Raw genomic sequence first — 24,291 nt, 5'->3', positions numbered from 1 at the left:
ATTGAGTTAGTGTTTTAGTATTCTCCAAATACTTCTCTAAAAGTATCGGCAATTTCGCCTAAAGTTGCATATTCTTCAACTGCGGCAAGTAAAAAAGGCATTACGTTTATGTTATCTTCTGCCGCAAGCTTTAAATCGGCTAGTTTTTGTGTAACGGCTTCTTGATTTCTTCTTTCTTTTAATAGCTTAATCTTCTCAATTTGTGTTTTTCTGATGCTGTCATCAACCCTAAACACATCTTGTCTAATGCTTTCTGCTTCTTGATATTTGTTTACACCCACAATAATTTGCTCGCCATTTTCTATAGCTTTTTGATAATCATAAGCAGCTGCGGCAATTTCTCCTTGTACAAAACCATTTTCTATGGCTTGTACAGCCCCACCCATATTATCTATCTTGTCTATATATTCCTGAGCTAATTTCTCTAATTCATCTGTAAGAGATTCTATAAAATAAGAACCTGCCAAAGGGTCTACCGTTTGTGTAACACCTGTTTCAAAAGCAATAATTTGTTGTGTTCTTAAAGCTATTTTAGCGGCTTCTTCTGTTGGCAGAGATAAAGCTTCATCAAAACCATTGGTGTGTAAAGATTGAGTGCCGCCCAAAACGGCAGCCAAAGCCTGATTGGTTACCCTTACTATATTATTTTGAGGTTGTTGTGCAGTTAAGGTTGAACCACCTGTTTGGGTATGAAAACGTAATTGTTGTGCCTTACTATTTGTTGCTCCTAAAGATTTGGTGATGTTTGCCCACATTCTTCTGGCTGCTCTAAATTTGGCAATTTCTTCAAAAAAATTATTATGGCAATTGAAAAAGAATGATAAACGTTGTGCAAAAAGATTTATATCTAAGCCTTTATCTATGGCTGCTTGTAAATATGCTTTTCCGTTTGACAAAGTAAAGGCTAACTCTTGTACTGCTGTTGAGCCCGCTTCTCTAATATGATAACCAGATATTGAAATGGTATTCCATTTTGGAAGCTCTTTGCTGCAATACTCAAAAACATCCGTAATAAGACGCATTGAGGATTTTGGCGGATAGATATAAGTACCTCTTGCTGCGTATTCTTTTAAAATATCGTTTTGGATAGTTCCTGAAATTTGAGATAAATCTGCTCCTTGTTTTTTTGCTAAAGCGATGTACATAGCCAGTAATGTAGCTGCTGTGGCATTAATAGTCATGGAAGTAGTAATATCCGCAAGCTTGATACCATCAAAAAGTATTTCCATATCTGCCAAAGAATCTATGGCTACACCTACTTTACCCACTTCGCCTTCGGCCATATCATGATCAGAATCATAACCTATTTGTGTGGGTAAATCAAAAGCTACAGATAAGCCGGTTGTACCTTGCTGCAGTAAATAATGGTATCTTTTGTTTGATTCTTCGGCAGTAGAAAAACCTGCGTATTGGCGCATTGTCCATAATCTACCACGGTACATATCTTTTTGTATGCCTCTGGTGAAAGGGAATTCGCCAGGTTTTTCAATATCCTGCTTAGGCTGATGATAAACTTCTTTAATTTCAATACCTGAAGTTGTTTTATTGATTTTATCAGCCATATAATGATGATTTACATTTCTTGAATATCTTTCTTAATCACTAACAAAGCTAACTCGTAAGGGTTTTCCTCGATACTATCTAAACGAGAAAAAACAACTTTACTTAAATCAACAGCACTTGCATCAGCCGGAAGATTTTTTACTGCCGAGTTGATGATGCTAATTGTATCATCTTTTACTCTTTTGATGATTTGCCAAGCATCATTGGTAAGATAAATTTGCTGAGCTAAGTTGTGCTGATATTCTGCCCTAACTTCTGTTAAAATTAAATTTTGCATTTCTTTTGCAGACATCCCAGAAACATGCAATCTTAACAATAAGTTTGATGGATTGATACGCTCTATAAAAAGTGTCATTCTTTCATAGGCTTGTAGCCTAAGCGGTAAAACATCTTTAAGTACAGATGAGCGATATTCCAATTCTTTTAAATTGTAATAAGCGTCAAACTGGCTTTTAAATAAGAAGTAAGAGCCTAGAATAACAAAAAAACCTGATAATGTGTATTTTAAAATATCTAGTAAAAACGTTAAAGCATCCATTCTAAATTGTAAAGTATTGGTAAAATTGATTCTTGTGAAAACAAAAATCTGCATTTTACCTTATATTTGTGCAACAATAAAATAATTATTATGAGTACAGCAGTAACAGCAGTTTCACCTGTAACATTAACCGAAGGTGCGAAAAAAGAAGTGAAAAAGTTAATGGAACAACAAGAATTAAGCGAAGAATTTGGTTTAAGACTTGGTGTTGAAGGTGGTGGTTGTGCCGGAATGAATTATGTTTTGGGTTTTGACCAAAAGAAAGAAGGTGATACAGAATACGATATAGATGGTATAAGATGCTTCATGAATAAAGCTCATGGCTTGTATTTAGCAGGCATGGAGGTTGATTTTCAGCAAGGATTAAACGCCAGAGGCTTTGTTTTTAATAACCCAAATGCGGCTAAAACTTGTGGCTGCGGTACCAGTTTTTCTGTTTAAAGAATTAGTTTTTAGTTTTGATAATAAGAGACTGTCTTCTAAAAGGGCAGTCTCTTTTTTTTATTATAAAACAGCCTCAATAAATTTAGACATTTATTGAGGCTGTTTAGCTTTTACTATAAAATTAGCTTTCTTTATTTCTAAAGTGTTTATTAAGTTCCGACTTATAATTTTTCGCCATGTTGCGAAATATCTAAACCTGCATCTTCATCTTCTTCTGAAACTCTTAATGGACTAATGATATCTGTTATTTTTAATAATAACCAAGAACCAAAGAATGCAAAAATAGATACACCTATTAAAGCGCCTAAATGCACTAAGAATAAATGCGTTTCTCCAAAAATTAAACCGTTACCTGTTTCATTTGCTCCGTTAATAGATTGATGCGCAAAAACACCGGTTAACAACATACCAACCATACCACCAACGCCATGACAAGGGAATACATCTAAGGTATCATCTATAGAAGTACGTGTTCTCCAATCTACAATTAAATTACTTACAACGGCAGAAACAACACCTATAATTAATGAATGAGGAATAGTAACAAATCCTGCGGCTGGAGTAATTGCCACTAAACCTACTACCGCACCAATACAAGTACCCATTGCAGATGGCTTTCTACCTTTATAAGAATCAAAAAATATCCAAGCAAGAGCTGCAGCGGCTGATGCTGCCATGGTATTGGCTAAAGCTACTGTAGCTAATGTTCCGGCACCATAAGCAGAACCACCGTTAAAACCAATCCAGCCGAACCATAAAAGACCTGTACCTAATAAAACATAGGTAATTCTTGCTGGTGAATGACTAGGCTCGTTTCTCTTTTTTAAGTATAAAGCAGAAGCTAAGGCTGCCCAACCTGCCGACATGTGAACTACTGTACCACCAGCAAAATCAAGTACACCTAATTGAAATAATAACCCATCAGGATGCCAAGTAGCATGTGCTAAAGGTGCATATATCACAATAAAAAACAGACAAATAAATAAACAGTAGGAAATGAATCTGATACGTTCTGCAAAAGCTCCGGTAATTAAAGCAGGAGTTATGATAGCAAATTTTAATTGATAAATAGCAAATAATACCAAAGGAATGGTTGGTGCTAATACCCAAGGTTTACCATCTATCACATTACTCATCATAAAAAATGTTCTAGGATCACCAATGATACCACCGATAGAATCGCCAAAAGCTAAACTAAAACCAAATACTACCCAAATAACAGTAATAATTGCCATACAAATAAAGCTTTGAAGCATGGTAGAAATCACATTTTTCTTTTTTACCATACCACCATAGAAAAACGCTAAACCTGGCGTCATGATTAATACTAATGCTGTAGCGCATAACATCCATGCTATATCTGATGAATTATACTCACCAGCAAACATTTCCCCTGGTACGGACGGGTAAAAAATTGTTAATAATGCAATAATTGCAAGAAAAATAAATGGAACTTTTGATAATTTCTTAGCCATTGTATAAGTTTTAGATTTATTACGGCCGAAAATTAGAAATAATTATATGATTTATACTAAACATTATATTTTTTTAGTTTTTTATCAAAAAACATACTGCTTTTTACAATATAAATGAAATTCATTCAAAAAATTAGGGATATTTTTTAGCATTTTTTCAATAAGAATACATTTTACAAATCATATTTTAAGCAATATTTAGTCAAAAAAAACCTTAAAAACATGACTTGAAATCTTATTTTCTATATAAACCCTAAAATATTTTAAAAATATCAGGAAAAACACCAGCTATCAATACCATAATAGCAAGAATCAAAATAAAAAAATCGAAAATCATAGATTTTTTCTTCTTAACTATCAATTCTTCTGGTTTTTTTAGATAAATATGAAGTGGAATATTAAAATAATAGAACAAAGACAATACAGTGGTTAATACTGCAACGATTAATACTGGCGCAAGAAAGTTAATAGCTATAGTTTCAGAAATTAGAGAAGAAAACACTACAAATTTCGCCATGAAACCAACCGTTGGAGGTAAACCAGTTAAAGAAACCATAAACACAACCAAACATGGTGCTATTATGGTATTCAATTTACCCAAGCCTTTCAATTGTTGCAGTGTTTTAATATTAAAACGATCTTCTAAATAAGCTATACTCATGAAAGCACCAATATTGGTGATACTATAAGCAAATAGGTAAAACCACAAATTGCTAGACATGGTGCTATCATCTGGTAAAACCAACAACATTAATAAAAAACCTGTATGCCCTATAGATGAATAAGCTAATAATCTTTTTAAATCTTTCTGGAAAACCGCCATCACATTTCCTACCAGCATGGTTATACCTGCTGCAAACAAAATGATGGTTGAAAAATGTATAGCAACAAGCTGAAATGGCGCTGCCAATCTAAATAAAAATGCAAAAACTGCAATTTTTGGTACTGTTGATAAAAAAGAACTTACAGAAGTAGGTGCTTGCTGATAAGCATCTGGTGTCCAAAAATGAAAGGGAACAAATGATAGCTTAAAACCTATTCCTGCCAATACCATTAGCAATACTAAACTCGCCGAAAAGCTGTTTATTTGTTCAAAAGCTGTGAAAATATTTTCGTTATACAAGTTTAGCGTTCCAGAAAAACCATATAAAAATGTTAAACCATATAACATGATGGCCGAAGCTGTAGCCCCGAAAAGCACATATTTCATACCCGCTTCTGCCTGTAGTTTCTCTTTATTGGTATAAGAAACCATTAGATAAGAAGCTATAGACAACATCTCTATGGATAAAAAAAGCATTAATAAGTTTGCAGATGATATCAGCGTAAGCAAACCTAATACACTGCCTAGGAAAATGGTATAAAAATCATTTATTCCTTTTGGATGGTTTTTAAGCTCTTTATCCTGGTTAAAAAATACTAAAGATATTATTGAAGCAAACAAAGCCAATAGCTTAAACCCAATAACATAGCTATTATGTAAAAACATCCCATTAAACAATAATAAGCTGTTCGTTTGGATAATATTTAACTGAAGAAGATATGCAACAGCAGCTAAAACCAGTGTAAGCATAGTTGCAAAAAATACCAAACGCTCTGCCTTTTTTAGAAATAAATCTATGATAATGACAAGCATAAAGCCTATAGTTATGATAAACTCTGGAATAAAGTAAGACAGAGAGGTTATGATATTCTCCGTTGATTGCGCTATATCTAAACCTGTTTGCATTAGGTAAATAATAAAATAAACTGGTTTACAGATGTGTTGATGATATTAAAAACCAAAGAAGGCATGACACCCAATAATATCGCAAAAAATGCTAATGGTATCAGGGTTAAAATTTCTCTTACATTTAAATCTTTCAATTTTATGAGCCAGTTTTCTTCCTTTACTCTTAGTTGTCCAAAAAACATTCTTTGCAAGGTCCAAAGTAAATAAGCGGCCCCTAACAATATTCCTAAAGAGCCTAAAATAGCCATCCAACGTGGAATAAGGCCATTTACACTTTCTGAGTTAAAAGCTCCTATCAAAGAAAATGCTTCAGCAATAAAAGCAGAAAAACCTGGCAAACCTAAAGAGGCAAAAAAGGCAATCATCACAAAACCTGTATAAATAGGCATGTGCGTGGCTAAGCCTCTAAAGTTATAGATATACCTATCATGAACACGATTGTAAATAACCCCTACAATAAAAAACAACATCACTGATAAGAAACCATGAGAGATCATCTGCATCATGGCGCCACTAATCCCTTCTGAGGTTAGTGATGCCAAACCCAATAATACAAAACCCATGTGAGATACAGATGAATAAGCAATTAAGCGTTTTAAATCTGTTTGTGCTAAAGCAACTAGTGCTCCGTAAAGTATAGAAATTACACCTAACAAACCGATGTAGAAAGAAAGATTTAAGGCTACATCGGGGAATATACTGTAAGCGATTCTGATAATTCCGTAACCTCCTACTTTTAATAAAATACCTGCTAATATGATAGAAATTGGTGTTGGTGCTTCCACATGGGCATCAGGCAACCAAGTATGAAAAGGCACAATAGGCACTTTAATAGCAAAAGCTATAAACACGATTATAAAACCTAATAACCTTGCCGGGATTCCTAAAATATCTTGATGTGCTAGGAAAGAAAAAATACCGTCTGGCACATAGTTTTGTGGGTTCATCATGTGTACGATATTGAAGGTATGGTTTCCGGTTAGAGGGTCTATCACAGAAAAATATAAGCCTGCAATTACCAATAACATAAATACCGAACCTAGTAAAGTATACAAGAAAAACTTAATAGCTGCATATTCTCTTCTTACTCCGCCCCAAATCCCGATAAGGAAATATAAAGGAAGTAGCATCAACTCGTAAAAAACGTAAAATAAAAAGATATCTAAAGCACAAAAAACACCCATGATGGCGGTGTTTAGCAACATCATTAAAGAAAAATATCCTTTATGATTTTCTTTTATTTCCCATGATGATAATGCCCCAATTAACATAACCAATGCTGATAAAAACAAAAGTGGAATAGAAAAGCCATCGACACCTAATAAATAATCTATTTGTAAAGCGCCAAACTTCCCTATATCTAAACGTATCCAAGGTAAATACTCTTTAAACTGATAGCTATCTAATTGATTTACGCCCGTAAAAGCTGCTCCGGTTTGAAATTGGCAATACATATAAGCTGTTATAACTAGCTGTATTACAGCTACAGCAATGGTAAAATATTTATAAGTTTGGCTATACTTTTTAGGCAATAACAAAATCATTAAAGCAAAAAGTAAAGGCGCAAATATTAAAATTGATAATAAACCCATTTTAAAATATCATTAGATATATAAAGAAAGTAATCATGATTAAAAGCATCCAGATGATGTAATGCTGTACTTTTCCGTTTTGGACATTTCTAAACCAAATATTCAAACGTTCTACCACGCTGGCTAAACCATTAACTAAGCCGTCTATAATGTGTACATCAAACCAGTTAGCGATACTTGAAATATGTATAATAGCTGTAGCTGATGAATTTACTAAACCATCTATCACATTTTTATCAAACCAATAATAGGCTTTAGCTTTAAGTAAAATGGGTTTTACGATGGCTGCATCATAAATCTCATTAAAGTACCATTGTTGATAAGAAAACTTATAAACCCAGGTTTGTTCTAAACCAAAACTGAATTTGTTTTTAGCATAAGCCAAATATGTAATCAACAGCAAACCTAGGCTTAAAATATTGATGTAAACAGGCACTAAAATATGATAAATACCACCTACATGCTGTTGTGGTGCCAACTGATGGAATAACCACGATGCCTCTAAACTAAATGGTTGATAGGAGAAAACAAATGCCACACAAAAAACAGCTAATACCATTACTGGATATTTTAACCAAGCATTAGCTTCGTGAATGTGAAATTGATGGTTTTCTACATCTAACAACTGAGGTAGTCTAAAATCGCCAAAGAATACTTTAAAAACTACTCTAAAAATATAAAAAGTAGTTAACCATGAGGTTAATGAAACGATGATTGGAAAAATCCAGAAAATACCACCTTTTACATCAGCCCACTCGAAAACACTAATCAAAATAGCATCTTTAGATAAATAACCTGAGGTAAAGGGTAAACCCGATAAAGCCATGGCTGCTATAATGAAAACAATAGCTGTTATAGGCATACTTTTAAAAAGCCCGCCCATGAAAGTCATATCTTGTTCATCAAACTGTAGTTGATGTTTTTCTTTTAAGTGATGTAATTCATGAATAATGATACCTGCACCTAAAAACAGTAAACACTTAAAAAAAGCATGGGTTACGAGATGAAAAATTGCAGAAGCTTCGTCGCCCACGCCAATGGCCAACATCATAAAGCCTAATTGAGAAATGGTAGAAAAAGCTAAAACCCTTTTGATATCATTTTGAGTAAGTGCAATAGTAGCAGCCATAAAAGCTGTAAATACACCTATTGATGCTATTACGATTAAAACGGTTTCATTAAATAAAGGCGCTATCCTTACCAATAAGAAAACACCAGCAGCCACCATAGTTGCAGCATGTATTAAGGAAGAAACTGCGGTTGGCCCCTCCATAGCATCGGGCAACCAAGTATGTAGTGGAAATTGTGCCGACTTAGCAACAGCGCCAGCAAAGAAACAAATACCTGCTATTGTTAACCAATAATCAGGCATCATGTTAAACGGACTTACCCACATGCCATTGGTAACAAAAGAAGATGCAATTAAATTACCGCTACCAAATAAAGCCTCGATATCTAGTGTATGGAAATGGCTTAGCATAATCATGATACCGGTTAGAAAACCTAAATCGCCAAGCCTATTCATAATAAAAGCTTTTTTATTGGCCAAAACAGCTTTTTCCTTAGTAAACCAGAAACCTATCAACAAGTAAGAGGAAAAACCTACCAATTCCCAAAAAATATAAATCAAGAAAAGGTTATCGGCTAAAACCAAGCTCAGCATAGAGAAACAAAACAAGCTTAAATAGGCAAAATAACGTGGTTTAAGCTTATCTTTTGCCATATACTCTACGGAGTAGATATGAACCAATAAGGCTATTAAGGTGATTAATAATAGCATGATAACCGTGAGGTTATTCAATAAGAAGCCTAAACGGATATCAAAATTATTAAAAGCTATCCAAGGGATAGAAAAATGAAGCGTTTTACCAAACCAAATCTTTATAAAAAGGATAATAGCTGTTATAAAACTTGTTGAAATACTAGTTATAGCAATAACTGATGCAAAACGCTTAAAAATTAAACTCAAGAAAAAAGATAATAATGGAGCACAAACAAGTAAGAAAGCTAAAATTAGCACTACTTGATTTGATATGTTGATGATATTATCCATTAACCTCTTAAAGAATTAGCTTTATTAGGGTCGATGGTTTTTACCCTTTTAAAGAAGTTTAATATGATAACCAAACCAACGGCTACAGAAGCAGCAGCCAAAACAATAACAAATAAGGCAAAAAGCTGCCCATTGTTATTGACAACATCGTATCTAGCAAAAGCTACCAAATTTAAGATAGAAGCATTTATCATCAATTCTATACCAATTAAAACTTGTATGGCATTTTTTCTAGTGATAACTGCGTAAATACCTAAACAAAATAAAATAGCTGCTATAAATAAAAAATGCTGCAAACTAATCATTAGTAGGCTCCTTTCTAGCTAAATGAGCTGCACCTACTAAAGTCATCATCAATAAAATAGAAATCAACTCGAAAGGCAGTAAAAATCTTCCCATAATATTCACCCCAATGTTATGAACATTACTGGTTTGTGCTTTGTCTATCAATAATTTGTTTGATTTTATCCAATCTAATTGCTCAAAATCAACTAATAAAATGGCGTAGCTTATGATGGCTAGTAAGGCTATAGTGATTATAGTTGCTGGAATTCTGTTTGCAGAGAGAGCTTCTTTCTTTAGATTGATGATATTGTCTAAAGAATCTTTTGAAGAAAGCATAAAAACAAACAAGAGCATGACCAATACACCACCAACGTAAATAACAATTTGGGTTAGGGCTACAAAATCTGCTAAGGCAAAAATATATAATCCTGCTACGCTTAACAGTGTAACAAAAAACATAAAAACAGAACGCACCAAGTTTTGACTAGCTACTACATAAACGCCACTTAAAATGGCTATCGCTGCAAAAACGTAAAATACTATCTGTTCTACCATATTATATTTTTCTGATGGATGGCTTAATCGCCAAACAAAAGAAATGTGTTTATTCTTTATTATCTTGCTTAAGTGCTGCTAATTTTGCCGCTTGTCGTTCTGCCAATTGTTGTTCTAATGCCTGTCTTTTTTCTTCTGCCTCGACATCAGTCATGGTTGCAAATTTATAATTCAAATCAGAAATATGAGGCACACTTCTGTCGTATTCGCTTGTCATGGTGATACATTCTGTTGGGCAAACTGTAGTGCATAAACCGCAATACATACATTTGGCCATATCGATATCAAACTTTGGCGCATACAATCGTTTAACAGAGCCATCGGAGGTTTTGCCTATAGCTTCTGTGGCTTTAATAGATTCTATATCAATACAATTAACGGGGCATATTTTTGCGCATAAATCACATACAATACAATCATCAATTTCTACATGTAATTGATATCTACCTACTTCTGGTACAGGTATAGTTTCTTTTGGATATTGAACGGTTACTATGCCCTCTGTTTGATCAAAATATCCGCTTTCTTCTACAGATTTTATTTTCTTATCCGCTTTAGCGTTAAAAAAATGCTTGATGGTTAAGGTTAACCCTTTCCATGCTGTAGTAAATCCGTTTAAAGCTTCTTTTATCATATTAAAACAACAACAGCCTCCATAAACCTGAAATAACTAAACATGCAAAAGCTAAAGGCGTGAGCACTTTCCAACATAAACTCATCAATTGGTCTACCCGTAAACGTGGTAAAGTCCATCTAATCCACATTTGGGCTGCAACTACAAGCAAGCTTTTTATCAACACCCAAAATACACCCCAAAACATACCTGTAGTATAATCTGCTAGTTTTAAACTTCCGATATTTGGTAAAGGTGTATTCCAAGCACCTAAAAATAAGGTTACACCAAACATGGCTACTAAAAACATCATAGCATATTCTGCTAAGAAAATAAAGGCAAATCTTAATCCGGTGTATTCTGTATGGAAGCCTCCAATCAATTCAGATTCCGCCTCTGGAATATCAAAAGGTGCTCTGTTACACTCGGCCAATGAAGCTATAAAGTAAATGATATAAGCGATGATTAAATGTGGTGCTTGAAAAACATTCCATGCTAATATGCCACCAATGTCTTTAACATCCCAAAAGCCAAAAAATCTTATTTCTTGTTGAGCTAAAACACCTTGATTTAAACCAATAAGCTGTAAATCTAGCGTCTGAGCTATCATAACCGCAGCTATAATGGCAAAACCAATAGGAATTTCGTAAGAAACTATTTGCGCTACAGAACGTACCGCACCAATTAAACTATATTTATTGTTTGAACCCCAACCGGCCATTAAAATACCCAAAGCTTCAACTGAAATAATGGCGAATACATAAAAAACGCCTAAATTCATGCTTACAGGTGTTAAACCTGGAGCCCAAGGTAAAGCTGCAAAACCTAAGTAAACGGCTACAAATATGATGACAGGTGCTAAAGTAAAAAGTACTTTATCTGCAACGGTAGGAACTATAAATTCTTTTTGAATAAGCTTTAGAATATCGGCAATGGTTTGCATCCAACCAAACTTACCTACTTCCATTGGACCAAGTCTGTCTTGAATAAAAGCCGATATTTTCCTTTCTGCATAAACGCCAAATAGAGAAAACACTGCAATAAATGCAAAAATGAGGCTTGCGGTAAGGATATAGAGGATGTAAAAGTCCAATCTTAAACAGCTTAGTTTATTAAGATTGCAAACTTAATGATTTAGATTCTAAAATGCCCCTAAGAATGATAAAATAGCTTATTTATCCCAAATATTTTTTTGAACGAGGTTGATTTTGTCCCCAAAAAATATTTTAGTGCTACGCTCAAAAGATGGTGTTTTATCAGAAACATAAAATTCATCTTTAGGTAGCTCTACAGTAGGGTTAATGAGATTTAGTACCTCTAATTGCCTTTTAACATCATCAGCAACAATATCTGCCGTACTTAATACTTCAACTTTTTCGTGATAGTAAGCTTCTATTTCCTTTTTTATTAAGGGATAATGGGTACAAGCTAAAATAAGCGAATCTATTTTTTTAAGCTTTGGCGATGATAAATAAGAGTTGATAATTGTTTGACTGATGTTGTTTTCAAAAAAGCCTTCCTCTATCATAGGAGCTAGCAAAGGGGTTGCTAAAGATTTAACTTCTACAGTTGGCTTTGCCTGTTGAATTTTTAGGGCATAAACATTAGAACGTATGGTAGCTTTGGTAGCTATTACCCCAACTTTTTTATATTCATGATGATTCACGATATAATCAACAACTGGGTCTATCACATTAAAAATGGGTAACTCTTCTCCCAAGAAGTCTTTTAAATCCTGATAACCCAAAGAGGACGCTGTATTGCAAGCTATAACAATTACTTTACAACCTTTTTCTTGCAAAAACTTGCCAATTTTAAGACTGTAGTATTTTATAGCTTCCGGAGATTTATCGCCGTAAGGCATGTGTGCAGTATCTCCAAAATAAATAATTTTTTCATGCGGAAGTACTTTTCTGATAGCACTAGCTACCGTTAGCCCACCAATGCCAGAATCAAAAATACCTATGGGTTGTGTTTTTTTCATGTAATTGGTTATAAGCTACAAATAAAATAAAAAAATGCGAAGCCTTATAAATTGACTTCGCATTTAGACGTTTTACAGTGCTTAAAGCAATATTATTTTAAACCTAATTTAGTTTTAACATCTGCAATGATATTGATACCACCATCAAAGTAAACAATACCTGGTTGGGTTGTATCAAAAACATAAGCATAACCTTTTTCTTTAGCTACTGCTTTTACAGCATCTTCTGCTTTTTTAAGAATTGGATCGTATAACTCACCTCTTTTTTTCTCGAAATTTTCGCCGGCTTTTTGTTGAAACTCTTGGATTCTTTTCTCTAAGTCTTGAATTTCTTTGATTTTCATCTCTTTCATAGCATCGCTTAAAGTTTTTTCTTTAGATTGATAATCTTGAACTTTAGCTTGATACTCTGAATACATTGTTTTACCGTCTGTATCTAAGGTGGTTTTATACGTTTCTAATTGTTTGTCTGCTGTTGCTACTTCTGGCATAGCTTTAATAAGCTCTGCGGAATTGATATAAGCAATTTTCTGTTGTGCATTAGCCACATTCCCAGCAAAAAATAAACATCCTGCTACTAACGCAATCTTAAATAATCTTTTCATTTCTATTTGTATTTTTTGTTTTTACGAGTTTATAATAAATTTTCCTATTTAGCAAATGAACCTGGCTTATATCCTAATCTTGTTATAATATCATTACTTCGATCAAAATTGGGCCTAGCAAAAAGCATGGTTACAGAAGCTTTGTCTAATATCATATCTAGTCCTTCTCTGGCTGCATATTCTTCAATTGCTTTTCCTATTTTTTCTTGAATGGGTTTGATTAATTTTAATCTTTGTTGATAAAGCTCTCCTTCAAAGCCAAAGCGTTTTTGCTGTAGCTCTGTAGCTTCTTGTTCTTTTGCTTTGATTTCTTCTTCTCGCTTGTTACGCATCTCATCGGTTAATAAAACCTGATCTGCTAAATAAGCTTTATTTAAGGTTTCTACTTCCTGAAACTTTTTATCAATTTCTTTTTGCCATTGTTCTGATAAACCATCAAGCTGTTTTTGTGCCGATGAATATTCTGGAACATGCTTTAATATATAGTCTGAATCAACATAAGCTAAACGCTGTGCAAAAACTCCAACGCTACTTATAACGATTAATAAAACAGATATTATATATCTCATGATTTTAATTAGTTAAATCCTCCTAATTGTTGTGCTATACTGAATGTAAATGGCTGTCTACCTCCTTCTTGTTGACCGGGTATTCTATCAAAGGCAAAACCATAATCTATGCCCAATAAACCAAATATAGGTAAGAATATTCTGGCACCTATACCAGCAGATCTTTTTACGTTAAATGGATTAAAGTCTGCAAATCTATTCCAAGTGTTACCACCCTCCATAAATGCTAAGGCAAAAACCTGAGCAGATTCGCTTAAAGTAATAGGATGTCTTAACTCTAACACATATTTATTAAAAATAGGGCTACCTGCTGTTGTTACAGCCCCTTCTGGTACAACAGCGTTATTGGCATAACCTCTTAAGCCAATAACTTCAGACCCTTGCAAAAAGTCGAAGCCCTGTAAACCATCTCCACCCAATCTAAACCTTCCGAATGGTGCTTGCCCAACTGCTTTGTTATAAAAGCCAATAAAACCAAATTGTGCTTGTGCTTTTAATATCATTTTACCATAAACTCTTTGGAAAAATTGAGATTCGAATTTCCATTTGTGGTATTCTGTAAATTTATACCTATCTGAAGTAGCTAAGTTATCGTAATTTTTACCGTTAAAAGATGAGTAAGGTAAAGTAGCTTGTACAGTAAATTTAATATTTGAACCCGATGTTGGGAATATAGGTGCATCGATAGAGTTTCTACTGAAAACTTGAGACAAACTTAAATCGTAAGAATCTCCGTTTTCAAACAAATAACCTGCATAATTCTTTAACCTAAACTGTTGTAAGTTGGCAGAGTAATCTACCCTAAAGAAGTCATCTGGCCATTTCAACTGCTTACCTAAACTAAATGTTAAGCCATTCAGACGGATTTTTTGCTGAATTGGGTTAGAATTAGCTAAACCATTACTTTGTAAAGATGTAAATGCACTTATACCAAAATAAATAGGTTTTTTACCTCCAAACCAAGGCTCAGAAAATGAGAAACTGTAGGATTGGTAGAATTTACCATTGGTTTGCCCTCTAATGCTTAGTTTTTGCCCATCTCCTTTTGGTAATGGTTTATAAGCTTTTAAGTTAAATAAGTTTTTTGCAGAGAAGTTATTAAAAGTTAAACCTAAAGTACCCACTACCCTGCCACCTCCAAAACCTCCTGAAAGTTCAATCTGGTCTGATGGTTTTTCTACTACTGTATATTGAATGTCTACCGTACCATCTGCTGGGTTAGGAATAGGTTTAATATCTACTTTTTGCTCATCAAAATTACCTAATTGGGTAATTTGTCTTTGCGAACGAATTAATGCGTCTTTAGAAAATTTCTGGCCAGGTTTTGTTCTAATCTCTCTTAAAACTACTTGGTCATTGGTAAGCTCGTTACCTTTTAAAATAATTTTATTGATGGTATACTGCGGACCTTCAAATATTCTGATTTCCAAGTCAATGGTATCATTATAGATTTTTGTTTGTACTGGGTCTACGTTAAAAGTTAAGTAACCATCATTTAAATAAAGAGAAGAAACATCATCGCTATTAGGACTAGAGCGTAAAGTTTTCTCTAATTTTTCTTCGCTAAAAACCTCTCCTTTTTCAATTTTTAAAACTTGTTTTAAAACAGATGTAGGATACTTTGCATTACCCACAAAGGTTACATCTCCAAAATAATATTTAGGTCCTTCGTGTACCTTCATGTCTATATTGATAGACTTTTTATTGTGCGGATAAATGGTATCAGAAACGATTTCTGCTTCGCGATAACCTTTTTCTCGCATCTTGGCTACCAGCTTATCTTTATCTTCTTCGTACTTCTCCTGAATAAATTTACCAGAACCAAAAACTTTATACCATGCTTGCTCATGTGTTTTTTTCATGAATTTCTTAAGCTTAGCATCAGAAAATTCTTTGTTACCTTCTATATTGATAGCATTTACTTTTACTTTATTATTCTTATCAACTTTAACATTAACAATTTTACTGTTGGCATCAGAAGTATCTGCTTTGTAGGTAATATCTATTTCTGTATTGAGGTAACCTTTTTCAAAAAAGTGCTTTTTTATAATAGCATTAATGGTTTTATTTAAATTCTCATTAACTACCTTGCTTTTTTGATTATTGAGTTTTTCTTGAATTTCTGTAGTTTCTGATTTTGTTAAACCGGATAATTTAATAGATGATACACGAGGTACCTCAACCAAATTAAGATCAAAGTAAACAGAGTCTCCTTGAATTTTTGCTATAGAAAGTTCAATGTCTTCAAACAAACGCTGATCCCATAGATTTTTTACTGCGGCAGAGGTAGCTTCACCTGGCACCATAATTCTATCGCCAACAGCCAATTTAGAAATGGTAAGCAAAACAGCGGTATCCAAGTAATTTACACCGTTGATTTTAATACCTGCAATAGTGTATTCTTTTGGATTAAGGTATCCTATTTCATCATCTGAGGCTTTTGGAGTGTTATTTCTTGAAGACGGACGTAGTTGTGCAAATCCAGAAAAACAAAGATTGATGAATATAATGGCTAAAAATAATTTCTTCATTTATTTACGTATCGTGGCTAAATTAACTTTATTCTTTGTTAAAATTTGTTAAAAGTAAAATTTAGCTAATTTGTTCGCTTGTTAAACCGAACCTTCTTTCTCTTTGTTGATAATTAAAAATGGCTTCAAATAGGTCTTCTCGCCTAAAATCTGGCCAAAGCTTGTTGGTAAAATATAATTCGGCGTAAGCTAATTGCCAAAGCAAATAATTACTAATTCTATGTTCTCCGCTGGTTCTTATCATTAATTCTGGATCAGGTAATTGATGTGTAGAAAGATAAGATGAAAACAAAGCTTCTGTTATATCCTCTTCTTTTATATTACCTGCTACAACATCAGCAGCAATTTTTTTTGATGCTTCTGTAATTTCCCATCTAGAACTGTAAGATAACGCTAGGGTTAAGGTTAAACGTGTATTACCGGCAGTTTTTTCCATAGCTTCTTTTAGTTCTTTATAACATCTTGATGGTAAAGCTTCTAAGTTTCCTATGGCATTCAATCTTACATTATTTTCCATTAAGGTTTTAGTTTCTTTATTGATGGTACTTACCAAAAGCTCCATTAAAGCGGTAACTTCTAATTTTGGTCTGTTCCAGTTCTCGGTAGAAAAAGCATAAAGGGTTAGATTTTTTATACCCAACTCTGCTGCACCTTCTACGGTATCTCTAACGGCTAAAACACCGTTTTTATGGCCAAATACTCTTAATTTCCCTTGCTCTTTTGCCCATCTTCCGTTACCATCCATAATGATAGCAACATGGTCTGGTAATTTAGAAACGTTAATTTGATTTCTGAAACTCATCTATTTGTGTAAGATATTTTAACTAAAACAACGGACAATTTTGACGCACAAAGGTATAAGATAAGGTAATACCCGCAAATAGGAAAGTATCGTTTTTTCTAAAATCGCCTCTTTGTATACCTTTTACATCCGGGGTGGCGGGGTTACCTAACTTGTTTTGACCTAATGAACGGTCTGCAAGTGCGGCCCTATCGGTACCGTAAGGTATGTTTGGATATCTCTGGCTCACGTCATCTAAATAATCTGTGTTGGCTTTTCTAAAGCCAAACTCTGCTGCTATATTAAGTTTTTCATTAATTCTATACTTTACACCAGCTCCTAAGGGAATAGCTGTTGCAATTGTTTTGTATGCCACATCCCCAGGCTGTCCTTCTGTATTGAATAGTTTTAATTCAACTTCTCTGCCATTTAAAGTGGTTTTAGGATTAAAAGCAAATGCAGATACTCCGCTAAATATAAAAGGTGTAATTCTTGATTGACCAAAGTTAAAGCCGTAATCAAAGAAATTAAACTCTACCAATAGACTTCCTTCGGTAATGTTTGAAAAAAAATTTAAATTTCTTTCTCGATCTTGTTCAAAGTTTGACTGAGCATCATTTGCACTGATTCTTCCACTCAGGATTGAAAACTTTAAAGACCAGTAACCATCAAAATTTCTTTTTACCGAGCCACCTAAACCCAGGTTATTAAATTTATAAAATTTGTGTTGATTTAAGTCTCCTTGATAGGCCATTCCCCCGGCACTTATTCCTAGCTCCCAAGTTTGAGAAAAAAGTTTAAAAGTACTTATTCCGTAAAGAAAAAATGTAAGCCAAAAGGATTTAATCATTTAAAGATTTAGTAGTTTCTGGTGTCTATTCCCCAAAGTAATTTGTTTCTTAACGTTGATAAATAAGTTTCATTGTTTAACCTCACAAGGTTGATATCAAAATCAGCTCTTTTAACACTTATCCTGATAGATGAATCTACTATTTCTGTCCTAGAGTCGCAGGTTATCAAATACTTAGAACTTCTACCTTCAATTTCAAAAGTTAAGGTATGAGCATCCGATAAAACGACAGGTCTTACGTTAAGATTATGCGGAGATATAGGTGTTATCACCATATTTCCAGATCGAGGAAATACAATTGGACCACCACAACTTAAAGAATAAGCTGTAGAACCGGTTGGTGTAGCTACAATTAAACCATCGGCCCAGTAAGAGTTTAAAAATTCGCCATCTTGATAACAATGAATAAGCATCATGGCAGAATTATCCCTTTTATGAATGGTTAAATCGTTAAGTGCAAAATTAAGGTCTTGAAACAGATTTTGGTTTGATTCTACTTTGAGTAACCGTCTTACATCTAAAGTAAATTTATGATGAATGAGACCTTCTATTGCTGTCTTGATTCCTTCTTTACTTACACTTGCCAAAAAGCCCAGTCTGCCAAAGTTTATACCTACCATCGGAATTCCAGAATCTCTAACAAAAGTTACCGTATCTAACATGGTTCCATCACCACCAAGGCTTATCATAACATCTACCTTGTTTTTAATATCTGTATGTGTTTTAAATGTACCAAATTGTTTGGGTAAGAATAATTTATCTTTTACGAATTCAAAAAAATCTTGATAAACAAAAACTTCAACCTCATGCTGTACCAAACAATCAAAAACCTGCTGTACATAGGGTAAAACCGAGTTATTAAATTGTCTACCGTAAATTCCAATGGTCATTACTTTATATTTTATATCAGTGGATGAGGATTAATTTCTTATCAGCTTATATCAATCAAAACTTAAATAATTCATCAAAGAATCAAAACGATCTTTAGAGTCATTATCTCGCTGTAAATGATTAAAAGTAGCTTTTATGGTATAATCATATCTTAAAAAAGATGCAATTATTGGGCTTATATCGGTTTTATTAACTTTTATGGTAATTTCTAATTTTGTAGAATTGGCAACGGTATCTATATAAGAGCTTAAGATTTGTGCATTATTAGATTCTACAATTTGTGCAATATGCGATAAAGAATTGTTGCGGTTACTGATTTCTAAGATGATAATTCCACCAGGATCTGCTACGGAAGTAATTTTTGCAAAATAAGCTGTTAAAGTATTGATAGAGATTAATCCTAAATAATTCATGCTACTATCTAAAACAGGCACAGCAGTTAATTTTTGCTCATAAAACAGCCTAATGACTTCATAGATATGTTGATCTTCGTAAACGAAAGGATTTATTAAAGATAAATTTACGTTTCCTACGGTTGTATCATAATCAGGTATTTCTATGATATCTTCATCAGAAATTAAACCTAAAAATTGAGTTTCATTTACAATGGGCAAATGATTTAGCCTAAACTCTGCCATGCGATCTTCAACTTTCTGAATGCTATCAGAAGTTTTTATGGGTGGTATCGCATCTGATATGAGCTGCGCTGCAATCATTGATTTTCTATCTTTTCTAAAACTTTATTTAAAATCTGATTAAATTCTGCTGGCTGTTCCATCATTGGGGCATGGCCGCATTTATCTATCCAGTATAACTCAGAATTTGGCAATAAATTGTGAAACTCTTCTGCTACTTCTGGCGGGGTAATTCTGTCATTTTTACCCCAAATTAAAGCAACTGGAAGTTTTATTTTGTGTAAATCTTTAGACATGTTGTGCCTGATGGCTGATTTAGCCATAGCTAAAATCCTGATAACTTTATTTCTATCGTTTACGGTTTCAAAAACTTCATCAACCAATGCTTTGGTTGCTGTAGCTGGGTCATAAAAAGTAAATTCTACTTTTTCCTTTATAAAATCGTAATTTTCTCTTTTTGGAAATGAGCCACCAAAAGAGTTTTCATATAAACCAGAACTTCCTGTTAAAACCAATGCTTTAACAAATTCTGGATGTGAGGTAACAAAAACTAAACCAACATGCCCCCCTAAAGAATTCCCTAAAACAATCATGTTTTGAAATTTCTTATACTTCACAAATTTATGCACAAACTTAGCCAAACTTTTTACTCCGGTGGTAAGTAGTGGTAAATCATAAATAGGTAACATAGGGATAACTACTCTGTATCTGCTTTTGAACTCTAAAATAACTTCTTCCCAGTTACTTAAAGCCCCCATTAAACCATGGAGCAACAATAAAACCTCTCCTTCTCCTTCCTCTATATATTTGAAACCGTTTTCTTCTTTAATTGTGAACTCCATAAAAAAATATATCTCGATAATTTATATCAGCTGCTAAAATAGTAGTCTGTTTTTAATTTGGGTACAAAACCTTATTAAATGTTTATAAAATTAATATTTTAAGCGGTTCACTAAAGAACTATTTTATTAAAATTTAAGATAAAAGATTTTTGATACACGCTGATATCGCTTTTCCATCTGCTTTACCAGAAAGTTCTTTACTGGCAATCCCCATTATTTTTCCCATTTCTTTAACAGAAGTTATACTTAATTTCTCTATCAATTGCTTGATATAAGCACTTAACTCTTCTGTAGATAATTGTTTTGGTAAATAATGTTCAATCACTTCAATCTCCTCTGCCTCTATTTGATATAAATCTTCTCTGTTTTGACTTTTATAAATATCTGCCGATTCTTTTCTTTGCTTTACTAGCTTTTGTAAAACTTTAACTTCTGCTTCTTCTGTTATTTCAGATGAGGCTCCTTTCTCTGTTTTGGCTAATAAAAGAGCTGATTTTATAGCTCTTAAAGCTCTTAATTGAGCTTCATTCTTAGCTAACATAGCAGCTTTAATATCTTGATTAATGGTATTTTCTAAAGACATAATAATAAGGATTAAGACCTTCTTTGTTGAAATTAAAAACTAAATTAATTATTTTTTAGATGATGACTAGTACTTGCTTGCGAAGTTGGCATAATCACTAGATCATTAATATTAACATGTGCTGGCCTTGTAGCTATAAAAACTATGGTTTCTGCAATATCTTTAGCTAGCAAGGGCTCATAACCTTCATAAACTTTAGCTGCTTTTTCTTTGTCGCCACCAAATCTTACTATAGAAAACTCTGTTTCCACAGCACCCGGATGTATTGCACTCACTTTTATACCATGAGGTAACAAATCAATTCGCATAGCTTTGTTAAGCGCATCAACAGCGTGTTTGGTAGCACAATAGACATTTCCATTAGCATAAACTTCTTTTCCGGCAATAGAGCCCAAGTTTATGATATGACCCGATTTTTTGTTTACCATCCAAGAAGAAACTATTTTAGAAACATACAACAGCCCTTTAATATTGGTATCTATCATGGTTTCCCAATCTGTTAAACTCCCTTCATGTATAGGGTCTAAACCTTGGCTTAAGCCTGCATTATTAATTAAAACATCAATATTGCGCCAAGCATCTGGTAAATTATTTAAATTTTGGGTAACGGCTTTGTTATCTCTAACATCAAAATTTAGAGCTATAACTTGTATTCCAAAATTTTGTTCGAGACTTTGTGTTAGACTTTCTAATTTATCTTTTCTTCTTCCTGTAATGATGATTTTATAATTAAGTGCTGCAAAAGCTTTTGCACAAGCCTCACCAATACCTGATGTAGCACCTGTTATCAACACAATTTTAGACATAGCTTATTTTTTGCGAAAATATGATTTAAAATATGGCTCTTACTCGAAATATAAACTAAAAATAAAGTTTCTTAAAAAAAGTTTGTCTAAAGGGGTAGAATATGGATCTTCTCCTCTGCGTAAAACACTATTTATAGAATTAGAAATTTTTATTTCAGGTGATAGCTTAAAAAACTCAAAATATAAATCGAAACCTAAACCGGCTTCGTAGGAAAGTATACCTTGTTGGTTTTTAAGAAGTTTATTGAAATAGGTATTATCAGCATCATCGGCATTTTTTTTTGCACCAATATCATACCCGTATTTTAACCCACCTATAAGATAAGCTCTAAAGTTGCCTTTTCTATCAGATTTTAATTTTAGTAATAAGGGGAAATCTATCATCGTAGAAGACACTGCTCTTCTGGTAAACCCTTCTGGTGATGGAACTGTTTCTTGCTCATACTTGTTTCCACTCTCAAATTCGTAATCTATAACCCTATCGGCAAAAATTAAGGTAGGTGTAAATCTTAAATCCAGATGTTTGGTTACATATAAATTAGCCAATAAACCAATACCAAAGCCAGGATTTAAACTAGAACTAACACTTTTTAAACGCTCTGTTATACTGTTATCTACTAAATTATCACGCCAATTTAAACCTTTTTGTATTTTATATTCTGATTGAATATACTGAAAAGTAAAGCCAAAATGTAAGGTTTCATCATCTACCCCACCACCCCAATTACCTTGTGCTTGCGCACCAATTGCAAAAAAAATGGTTAATAATAGAACTGATAAACTTTTTATCATTTAACGCCTGTGTAAATAGAACAAATGCCAAACGCTAAAGGACGACATTTGGTATCTTTGTAGCCAACTTTTTTCATCAAATCTGTAAATCTGCTTCCATCAGGAAAAGCTTCTACAGATTCTGGTAAATAGCTATAAGCACTAGCATCTTTAGAGAAAATCTTACCGATTGTTGGGGTGATATAATGAAAATAAAAATTATATAATTGTTTTATAGGGAATGCCTTGGGCTTAGAAAACTCTAAGATAACGGCTTTACCACCTGGTTTTAAAACCCTTAGCATATCGGCAACACCTTTTTCCAGATTTTCAAAATTTCTAACTCCGTAAGCAACTGTTACAGCATCAAAAGTATGGTCATCAAATAAAAGTTTTTCAGAATCTCCAAGTCTTACCTCAAAAACTTCGCTTTTATTTCTTTTGATAATTTTCTCATCCGCAATGTTAAGCATCCCTTGAGAAATATCTACACCAATAATTTTTTTAGGTTTTAAAATATCTAAAGCCTCAAAAGCAAAATCTCCGGTACCTGTTGCTACATCTAAAATATACTGTGGCTGATCTTTTAAAAGCTCTTTTATTGCTTTTTTTCTCCAGATAATGTCTATCCCTAAAGACAAGAAATGATTTAAAAAATCATAAGTCTTAGATATATTATTAAACATGGTGGCTACTTGCTCTTTTTTTGTAGCCTGCTGATTTTTATATGGGGTTACGTTTTCTGCCATTATTGTGCACAAAGATAAAATATATTTTACGAGCTAAGATTTTTTTAAACGATGATTTATAAGTTGCCTTACCATACTCGGTAATTTAAACCTCAAACTCAAGTGTTTTGTTCAGTAAAATCATAACTTATTAAATTTATACAGCAAAGCACTAATAAATAAACAGGATATATTGAACTAAAAAACTAAACCTTACCTTTACAGGATGATTATAAAATCGGCAGAATTTACTGTTAGTAATACCAAAATAAGCAAGCTACCACCACCAATATTGCCAGAATATGCTTTTATTGGTCGTTCTAACGTGGGTAAATCATCGCTCATTAACATGTTATTAAATGCAAAAGGCTTAGCTAAAACATCGCAAAAGCCTGGTAAAACTCAATTAATAAATCATTTTTTGGTTAACAAAAATTGGTATGTGGTTGATTTACCCGGCTATGGTTACGCCAAAAGTTCTAAAAGCAACAGAAAAGAGTGGGCTAAATTTATCAGAAACTATCTAGAAAAAAGAGAAAGCTTACAATGTGTTTTTGTTTTGATAGATAGTAGGCTTGAACCTCAGAAAATTGATATAGAATTTTGCTGCTGGTTAGGAGAAAGAAGCATACCTTTTATATTGCTTTTTACAAAAGCTGATAAACAATCTAACGTAAAATCACAGCAAAATATGGCGGCATTTAAAAAAGCGCTGCTTGCCTTTTTTGAGGAAATACCACAAATGATTTTAACATCATCAGAAAAACAATTAGGAAAAGAAGATGTATTAAACTTTATCCAAGAGGTTAATCAGAATTTTATTGCTCCACAATTTGATTTTGAAGAAGAAGAACAGGAATAAAGC

25 protein-coding genes are annotated in these 24,291 nt (G+C 33.3%); 2 read left to right on the top strand and 23 right to left on the bottom strand.

Features of this window, described 5'->3' with window-relative positions; genetic code table 11:
* Positions 1-14: 14 nt before the first annotated feature.
* Both B2745_RS00540 and B2745_RS00535 read right to left on the bottom strand, forming a co-directional pair.
* Positions 15-1,562, bottom strand: a complete 1,548-nt coding sequence (locus tag B2745_RS00540; protein ID WP_304062287.1) for an acyl-CoA mutase large subunit family protein — start codon at positions 1,560-1,562, stop codon at positions 15-17.
* 11 nt (positions 1,563-1,573) lie between these two features.
* Entirely contained in the window at positions 1,574-2,155 is a 582-nt protein-coding gene (locus B2745_RS00535; protein WP_304062282.1) for a hypothetical protein, read from the bottom strand.
* Positions 2,156-2,191: 36 nt separating this feature from the next.
* On the opposite strand from B2745_RS00535, the gene B2745_RS00530 reads away from it, so the two are divergent.
* Positions 2,192-2,542, top strand: a complete 351-nt coding sequence (locus B2745_RS00530) for a HesB/IscA family protein (RefSeq protein WP_026903932.1) — start codon at positions 2,192-2,194, stop codon at positions 2,540-2,542.
* Positions 2,543-2,706: 164 nt separating this feature from the next.
* On the opposite strand, the gene B2745_RS00525 is transcribed toward B2745_RS00530, so the two are convergent.
* The 21 genes from B2745_RS00525 to ubiE all read right to left on the bottom strand — a co-directional run bounded on the left by B2745_RS00525 (position 2,707) and on the right by ubiE (position 23,447).
* Positions 2,707-4,020, bottom strand: coding sequence for an ammonium transporter (locus tag B2745_RS00525; RefSeq protein ID WP_304062278.1), 1,314 nt, complete (start codon positions 4,018-4,020; stop codon positions 2,707-2,709).
* 253 nt (positions 4,021-4,273) lie between these two features.
* Complete coding sequence (locus B2745_RS00520) at positions 4,274-5,749, bottom strand: NADH-quinone oxidoreductase subunit N (protein ID WP_304062277.1); 1,476 nt, start codon at positions 5,747-5,749, stop codon at positions 4,274-4,276.
* The gene (locus B2745_RS00515) at positions 5,749-7,344 is read right to left on the bottom strand and encodes a complex I subunit 4 family protein (RefSeq protein WP_304062275.1); all 1,596 of its coding nucleotides are present in this window, start codon (positions 7,342-7,344) and stop codon (positions 5,749-5,751) included. Before B2745_RS00515 ends, B2745_RS00520 begins: the two co-directional genes overlap by 1 nt.
* Before the next feature lies 1 nt (position 7,345).
* Positions 7,346-9,397: an NADH-quinone oxidoreductase subunit L gene (gene nuoL / locus B2745_RS00510; protein WP_304062273.1), complete on the bottom strand. Its 2,052-nt coding sequence runs from the start codon at positions 9,395-9,397 to the stop codon at positions 7,346-7,348.
* Complete coding sequence (gene nuoK, locus B2745_RS00505; protein WP_304062271.1) at positions 9,397-9,702, bottom strand: NADH-quinone oxidoreductase subunit NuoK; 306 nt, start codon at positions 9,700-9,702, stop codon at positions 9,397-9,399. Before nuoK ends, nuoL begins: the two co-directional genes overlap by 1 nt.
* A complete protein-coding gene (locus B2745_RS00500; RefSeq protein ID WP_304062269.1) occupies positions 9,695-10,237 on the bottom strand; it encodes an NADH-quinone oxidoreductase subunit J in 543 nt (180 codons plus the stop codon). Before B2745_RS00500 ends, nuoK begins: the two co-directional genes overlap by 8 nt.
* 49 nt (positions 10,238-10,286) lie before the next feature.
* Complete coding sequence (locus B2745_RS00495; protein WP_304062268.1) at positions 10,287-10,871, bottom strand: 4Fe-4S binding protein; 585 nt, start codon at positions 10,869-10,871, stop codon at positions 10,287-10,289.
* Between the two features lies 1 nt (position 10,872).
* Entirely contained in the window at positions 10,873-11,943 is a 1,071-nt protein-coding gene (locus B2745_RS00490; protein WP_304062267.1) for a complex I subunit 1/NuoH family protein, read from the bottom strand.
* 78 nt (positions 11,944-12,021) lie between these two features.
* Positions 12,022-12,834, bottom strand: coding sequence for a glutamate racemase (gene murI / locus B2745_RS00485; protein ID WP_304062266.1), 813 nt, complete (start codon positions 12,832-12,834; stop codon positions 12,022-12,024).
* Between the two features lie 92 nt (positions 12,835-12,926).
* The gene (locus B2745_RS00480) at positions 12,927-13,439 is read right to left on the bottom strand and encodes an OmpH family outer membrane protein (protein WP_026903942.1); all 513 of its coding nucleotides are present in this window, start codon (positions 13,437-13,439) and stop codon (positions 12,927-12,929) included.
* A gap of 44 nt (positions 13,440-13,483) precedes the next feature.
* Positions 13,484-14,008: an OmpH family outer membrane protein gene (locus B2745_RS00475; RefSeq protein ID WP_304062265.1), complete on the bottom strand. Its 525-nt coding sequence runs from the start codon at positions 14,006-14,008 to the stop codon at positions 13,484-13,486.
* Positions 14,009-14,016: 8 nt separating this feature from the next.
* On the bottom strand, positions 14,017-16,539 hold the full coding sequence (gene bamA / locus B2745_RS00470) for an outer membrane protein assembly factor BamA (RefSeq protein WP_304062262.1): 2,523 nt from the start codon (positions 16,537-16,539) through the stop codon (positions 14,017-14,019).
* Positions 16,540-16,600: 61 nt separating this feature from the next.
* Positions 16,601-17,341, bottom strand: coding sequence for an isoprenyl transferase (locus B2745_RS00465; RefSeq protein WP_304062260.1), 741 nt, complete (start codon positions 17,339-17,341; stop codon positions 16,601-16,603).
* Positions 17,342-17,363: 22 nt separating this feature from the next.
* A complete protein-coding gene (locus B2745_RS00460) occupies positions 17,364-18,170 on the bottom strand; it encodes a DUF6089 family protein (RefSeq protein ID WP_304062257.1) in 807 nt (268 codons plus the stop codon).
* An 8-nt stretch (positions 18,171-18,178) separates the two neighbouring features.
* Positions 18,179-19,060 (bottom strand): NAD kinase, encoded by an 882-nt coding sequence (locus tag B2745_RS00455; protein ID WP_304062254.1) that lies wholly within the window; start codon positions 19,058-19,060, stop codon positions 18,179-18,181.
* Positions 19,061-19,111: 51 nt separating this feature from the next.
* Positions 19,112-19,777, bottom strand: coding sequence for a CBS domain-containing protein (locus B2745_RS00450; RefSeq protein ID WP_304062251.1), 666 nt, complete (start codon positions 19,775-19,777; stop codon positions 19,112-19,114).
* A complete protein-coding gene (locus tag B2745_RS00445) occupies positions 19,774-20,538 on the bottom strand; it encodes an alpha/beta fold hydrolase (RefSeq protein WP_304062249.1) in 765 nt (254 codons plus the stop codon). The genes B2745_RS00450 and B2745_RS00445 overlap by 4 nt, the downstream gene beginning before the upstream one ends.
* 133 nt (positions 20,539-20,671) lie before the next feature.
* Complete coding sequence (locus B2745_RS00440; RefSeq protein ID WP_304062246.1) at positions 20,672-21,121, bottom strand: GatB/YqeY domain-containing protein; 450 nt, start codon at positions 21,119-21,121, stop codon at positions 20,672-20,674.
* A 44-nt stretch (positions 21,122-21,165) separates the two neighbouring features.
* Positions 21,166-21,927, bottom strand: coding sequence for an SDR family oxidoreductase (locus B2745_RS00435; RefSeq protein ID WP_304062243.1), 762 nt, complete (start codon positions 21,925-21,927; stop codon positions 21,166-21,168).
* Positions 21,928-21,966: 39 nt separating this feature from the next.
* Positions 21,967-22,719, bottom strand: coding sequence for an outer membrane beta-barrel protein (locus B2745_RS00430; protein ID WP_304062240.1), 753 nt, complete (start codon positions 22,717-22,719; stop codon positions 21,967-21,969).
* Positions 22,716-23,447: a bifunctional demethylmenaquinone methyltransferase/2-methoxy-6-polyprenyl-1,4-benzoquinol methylase UbiE gene (gene ubiE / locus B2745_RS00425; RefSeq protein WP_026903953.1), complete on the bottom strand. Its 732-nt coding sequence runs from the start codon at positions 23,445-23,447 to the stop codon at positions 22,716-22,718. The genes B2745_RS00430 and ubiE overlap by 4 nt, the downstream gene beginning before the upstream one ends.
* Positions 23,448-23,652: 205 nt before the next feature.
* On the opposite strand from ubiE, the gene yihA reads away from it, so the two are divergent.
* Positions 23,653-24,288, top strand: a complete 636-nt coding sequence (gene yihA, locus B2745_RS00420; protein WP_026903954.1) for a ribosome biogenesis GTP-binding protein YihA/YsxC — start codon at positions 23,653-23,655, stop codon at positions 24,286-24,288.
* Positions 24,289-24,291: the final 3 nt, after the last annotated feature.

This window comes from Pedobacter glucosidilyticus (genome assembly GCF_002483235.1).
In the GTDB taxonomy this organism is placed as follows: Bacteria; Bacteroidota; Bacteroidia; order Sphingobacteriales; family Sphingobacteriaceae; genus Pseudopedobacter; species Pseudopedobacter glucosidilyticum_B.
Note: the sequence above shows the minus strand (reverse complement) of the source record. Positions and strands in the feature narration are given on the sequence as shown.

Bases quoted from the DNA above. Each gene is read 5' to 3' on its own strand.
- B2745_RS00540 (WP_304062287.1), bottom strand. From the start codon at position 1,562: ATGGCTGATAAAATCAATAAAACAACTTCAGGTATTGAAATTAAAGAA.
- B2745_RS00535 (WP_304062282.1), bottom strand. From the start codon at position 2,155: ATGCAGATTTTTGTTTTCACAAGAATCAATTTTACCAATACTTTACAA.
- B2745_RS00530 (WP_026903932.1), top strand. From the start codon at position 2,192: ATGAGTACAGCAGTAACAGCAGTTTCACCTGTAACATTAACCGAAGGT.
- B2745_RS00525 (WP_304062278.1), bottom strand. From the start codon at position 4,020: ATGGCTAAGAAATTATCAAAAGTTCCATTTATTTTTCTTGCAATTATT.
- B2745_RS00520 (WP_304062277.1), bottom strand. From the start codon at position 5,749: ATGCAAACAGGTTTAGATATAGCGCAATCAACGGAGAATATCATAACC.
- B2745_RS00515 (WP_304062275.1), bottom strand. From the start codon at position 7,344: ATGGGTTTATTATCAATTTTAATATTTGCGCCTTTACTTTTTGCTTTA.
- nuoL (WP_304062273.1), bottom strand. From the start codon at position 9,397: ATGGATAATATCATCAACATATCAAATCAAGTAGTGCTAATTTTAGCT.
- nuoK (WP_304062271.1), bottom strand. From the start codon at position 9,702: ATGATTAGTTTGCAGCATTTTTTATTTATAGCAGCTATTTTATTTTGT.
- B2745_RS00500 (WP_304062269.1), bottom strand. From the start codon at position 10,237: ATGGTAGAACAGATAGTATTTTACGTTTTTGCAGCGATAGCCATTTTA.
- B2745_RS00495 (WP_304062268.1), bottom strand. From the start codon at position 10,871: ATGATAAAAGAAGCTTTAAACGGATTTACTACAGCATGGAAAGGGTTA.
- murI (WP_304062266.1), bottom strand. From the start codon at position 12,834: ATGAAAAAAACACAACCCATAGGTATTTTTGATTCTGGCATTGGTGGG.
- B2745_RS00480 (WP_026903942.1), bottom strand. From the start codon at position 13,439: ATGAAAAGATTATTTAAGATTGCGTTAGTAGCAGGATGTTTATTTTTT.
- B2745_RS00475 (WP_304062265.1), bottom strand. From the start codon at position 14,008: ATGAGATATATAATATCTGTTTTATTAATCGTTATAAGTAGCGTTGGA.
- bamA (WP_304062262.1), bottom strand. From the start codon at position 16,539: ATGAAGAAATTATTTTTAGCCATTATATTCATCAATCTTTGTTTTTCT.
- B2745_RS00465 (WP_304062260.1), bottom strand. From the start codon at position 17,341: ATGAGTTTCAGAAATCAAATTAACGTTTCTAAATTACCAGACCATGTT.
- B2745_RS00460 (WP_304062257.1), bottom strand. From the start codon at position 18,170: ATGATTAAATCCTTTTGGCTTACATTTTTTCTTTACGGAATAAGTACT.
- B2745_RS00455 (WP_304062254.1), bottom strand. From the start codon at position 19,060: ATGACCATTGGAATTTACGGTAGACAATTTAATAACTCGGTTTTACCC.
- B2745_RS00450 (WP_304062251.1), bottom strand. From the start codon at position 19,777: ATGATTGCAGCGCAGCTCATATCAGATGCGATACCACCCATAAAAACT.
- B2745_RS00445 (WP_304062249.1), bottom strand. From the start codon at position 20,538: ATGGAGTTCACAATTAAAGAAGAAAACGGTTTCAAATATATAGAGGAA.
- B2745_RS00440 (WP_304062246.1), bottom strand. From the start codon at position 21,121: ATGTCTTTAGAAAATACCATTAATCAAGATATTAAAGCTGCTATGTTA.
- B2745_RS00435 (WP_304062243.1), bottom strand. From the start codon at position 21,927: ATGTCTAAAATTGTGTTGATAACAGGTGCTACATCAGGTATTGGTGAG.
- B2745_RS00430 (WP_304062240.1), bottom strand. From the start codon at position 22,719: ATGATAAAAAGTTTATCAGTTCTATTATTAACCATTTTTTTTGCAATT.
- ubiE (WP_026903953.1), bottom strand. From the start codon at position 23,447: ATGGCAGAAAACGTAACCCCATATAAAAATCAGCAGGCTACAAAAAAA.
- yihA (WP_026903954.1), top strand. From the start codon at position 23,653: ATGATTATAAAATCGGCAGAATTTACTGTTAGTAATACCAAAATAAGC.